The 3,570-nt window shown below is 66.8% G+C and carries 2 protein-coding genes and 1 pseudogene; all 3 read right to left on the bottom strand.

The features are described from left to right. Positions 1–164 precede the first annotated feature (164 nt). Positions 165–1,244, bottom strand: a complete 1,080-nt coding sequence (locus ABY403_RS14550) for an NAD(P)/FAD-dependent oxidoreductase (RefSeq protein ID WP_372841541.1) — start codon at positions 1,242–1,244, stop codon at positions 165–167. Between the two features lie 48 nt (positions 1,245–1,292). Continuing rightward, positions 1,293–2,174, bottom strand: coding sequence for a DMT family transporter (locus tag ABY403_RS14545; RefSeq protein WP_372841540.1), 882 nt, complete (start codon positions 2,172–2,174; stop codon positions 1,293–1,295). Beyond that, positions 2,171–3,570 (bottom strand): annotated as a pseudogene (locus ABY403_RS14540) (PIG-L family deacetylase); the annotation flags it as partial. The pseudogene ABY403_RS14540 and the gene ABY403_RS14545, both read right to left, overlap by 4 nt.

Raw genomic sequence — 3,570 nt, 5'->3', positions numbered from 1 at the left:
TTGACGCCCTTCGACAGCGCGGCAAAGCCCTTGGTCGGTTCGGGGATCAGCTTGTAGAGCACGCGCAATTCCGCGCGAAGCGCGTCGAGTTCGCCTTGATATTGCATTTAGATCTCCTGTCAGGTGTCGCGTGAATCGCGACAGATATGCAGGTGTTTGAATATTTATGCAAGACGCCCCGGCGCAAGGGCTGCAACCGTCGCTGCGTCAATTTGTGGCTGGCGGCCCGCGATCAGATCGGCGGCAAGGGCACTGGCGGCGGGCGAGGTCTGAAAGCCATAGCCGCCTTGGCCCGCTAGCCAGAAAAATGCCGGATCGCGTGGATCGGGGCCGATCACCAGCACCCGGTCGGGGGCGAAGGTGCGCAGGCCCGCCCAACTTGCCAGCAGCCGGGTTACGGGTTCGCGCACCATCTCTTCGTAGCGCGCGAGCCCCTCGGCAAGCACCATGTCATCGGCCCATGCGTCATGCGGCGTCATCGGGTGTTCGTCGGCGGGGCTGACGATCAGCGCGCCTGCGTCGGGTTTGGCATACCAGCTTTCGCCCGCACTGAAGATCATCGGCCAGCCAGAAACGTCGTGGCCGCCCGGCGCGGGGATACGCGCCATCGAGCGGCGGAAAGGCGTGAAGCCGAGTGTTGCCACCCCCGCCATCGCCGCGACCTCGTCCACCCACGCACCGGCGGCGTTGACCAGCATCCGCGCCTCGATTGGGCCCTTGGGTGTGGCCGCCACCCAGCCTTGGGCGGTGCGCGTGATCGCCTCGGCACGGGTGCCGGTCAGGATTTGCGCGCCGTTGCTGCGGGCCTCGCGGGCGAAGTTCTGCAACAATAGATCGGTATCGATATCCCAAGCGTGGTCGGCATGCGCTGCAAAGGCAAGCACATCGGGGTTTAGCACCGGAACTTGTGCCACAGCCTCGGCGGGGCTGATCGGGTTCAGATGCATCGACGCCACGTCATGGCGAAAGGCTGCTTCGTCGCTTGCCTTGGCCACCACCATCATGCCGCGCGGGCTAAGCACGCCGCCATTCGCGTGGCGGTGATGTTCTTCAGATGCGTAAGACAGCGCCACCACGGGGGCCGCGCCATAGCGCGGCTCGAACAATGCGGCCGAGCGGCCGGATGCGTGGTGGGCCAGATGCGTCTCTGCCTCGATCAGCGTGACGCTGCCCAGATGCGACAGTCGCGCCGCCGCCGATACCCCGGCGATGCCGCCGCCTATGATGAGAAAATCCTGTGTCATGCCGCCGTTCTGGCATGAGCTAGGCGCAGGGGGAAGGGGGCAAAGGTGTCAAAGTTTCGCAGGTCTTGCGCCCCGGCTGGCAAAAAGTGCGGCGGCGATGATGAGTGCTGCGCCCATCGCCAGCGCCACGGTCGGGGTTTCGCCAAAAACGAAATACCCCACCCCCGCGGAAAGCACGAGCGAGCTATAGCCAAGCGGCGCCAGAACCCCGGTATCGCCCCAGAATTGCGCGCGCAAAAAGCAGAACTGCGCCGATTGCGCGAAGACGCCGATCAAAAGCAGTGGCAGCAGCTTGTCGCCCACCGGTTGCCAATACCAGATCGCGGGCCCCGCGCTGAGCAGTGCCAGCCCGCCGGTATAGCTGAGCATCATCACCAGCGGCGCTTCGGCGCGCATCTGCCGGGTTACGATCACCGCGGCGGTGCCGGTGATGACCGTGGCGATCAGCGCCAGAAGCCCTGCGTTGGCGGCAAGCTGGCCGGGCTGCACCGCGATCAGCACCCCCAGCAGACCCACGGCCCCAGCAACCCACTGACGCGGGCGGATCGCCTCGTGCAGCAGCACCGCGGCCATGCCCATCAGCAGCAGCGGCCGGGTAAAGTTGATCGCGGTAAACAGCGCCATCGGCAGGTGCGAGACCGCGTAAAAGCTGGTGGTCAGCGTCAGCGTGCTGAGCACGATGCGCAAGCTGTGCAGCCCCGGCTGATGCGCCTTGAGCGGCACCCGGCTTTGCCACAGGATCGGTGCCAGCAGCACAAGACCCGTCAGTGCGCGCACAAAGACCAGTTGCACCGAGGGCAGATCGACCCCCATCGACTTGACGATCGCCAGCGCCCAGATGTTCAGCGCCATGTCTGCCAATAGCCAGGCGCCGCCGCGAAAATTGTTCCGCTGGGCGGCACCGTCAGGTTCGGCAGGGGATGCGCTCATGATGCAGGGGCGATGAGGTTTGCCATCAGGCGGAAGCCACCGGGCACCAGCCCCTCCATCTGCAAATGCAGGATCAGCGCGCAATGGCTGTGCCGGCCGGCACCGATGCGGGCAGACAAAAGCGCCCCACGGTGCGGTGCCTCTTCAGGGTCGGCCATTTCCAGAAGCGCTTCATAGGCCGGATCCCAGCTTTTGGCGAAATAAAGCCCACGTTCCTTGACCCAGCCCTGCCAGTCCGCAGGCCCGATCGGGTTGGGGCCGGTCAGCAGCGGATGGTCGGGGATCAGATGGCGCACCGCGGCGGTCTCGTCGGTGACGCGGAAACGCAACGAGGGCTGGCCGATTTCCAGACGCGCGGGCGGGGTGGCGTCGGGGTTCCAGTTATCCCAAGGGCGGTGGTAAAGCGTGACAAGGTTGCCCCCGGCGCGCACCCATGCGTGAATCTGCGGCATCGCCGCGGCCAGCGCCGGGCGCGCTTTGACGGCGAAGATGCCAACTACCAGCGTGTCGAGCTTTGCCAGCCGTTCAGCGCCAAGATCTGCATCGTCCAGCGTTTCCACCACGGCCCCGATGGCGCGCAGCCAGTAATCGACCCGGTCGTGGCCACCGCCGATATAGCCCACACGCGCCGCAGGCACCGCGACATCGGTCACGCAGAGGCGCAGCGTGGCGGGGGCAGCATAGACCAAGGGGCCGGTGTGCGGCTTTTCGATACGGGTAACGGTGCGGGCGGGGTGGCCCTCAACGCTGACCTCGGCGGTTATAAGACCCTCGGCCACATCAGCCGGGGCGTGCAGGGCGGCGCGGCCTTCGCCCGCCTCAAGCCGCCAGCCGGTGGGTAGCGAAAGCTGTGCGCCATCGGTCAGGCGCAGCGGCAGCGAGCGCGGGGCAAGGCGGTTTAGCACATGCGCTTGCGGCTCGATCCGCGCCTCATGGCGCGGCAGCACCGAAAGCGCGCGCTCGGCCGGAAGGGCAAGCGAAATCTCTTGCCCCGCCAGATGCATGGTCAGCGAAAGCGCAACCGGGCCGTTCGGTTGATAGGGGTGGTGCACGGTGGGGTAGGGGTCGGCCTCGGCCGCGTCGGCGGGCAGGGTGATGGCGGTGTCGCTGATGCGCCAGCCTTGCGGCGCAAGCCAGCGCAACGCGGCCTTGACCGGGCCGTTCGGCACGTAAAGCGCCAAGCTTGCCCCAACCGTCTCGCCGGGGTGCGCGAAGTCTTGCGCCAACCGCCCTTCGGCGCGCAGCCCCGAGGCGAGGTAGATGACGCGCGCAAGTTCGGCCTCTTTGCGCGCCAGACGGTGCAGCAGCGCATCGGCCTGTGATTTTGGGCAGGCCGCGCGAAGTCTGCGCAGCGCCTGCACGGCGGCGGCCGCTGCACGCAGAACCGCGCCGGTGT

It is taken from the genome of Phaeovulum sp., assembly GCF_041596715.1.
In the GTDB taxonomy this organism is placed as follows: domain Bacteria; phylum Pseudomonadota; class Alphaproteobacteria; order Rhodobacterales; family Rhodobacteraceae; genus UBA6213.
Note: the sequence above shows the minus strand (reverse complement) of the source record. Positions and strands in the feature narration are given on the sequence as shown.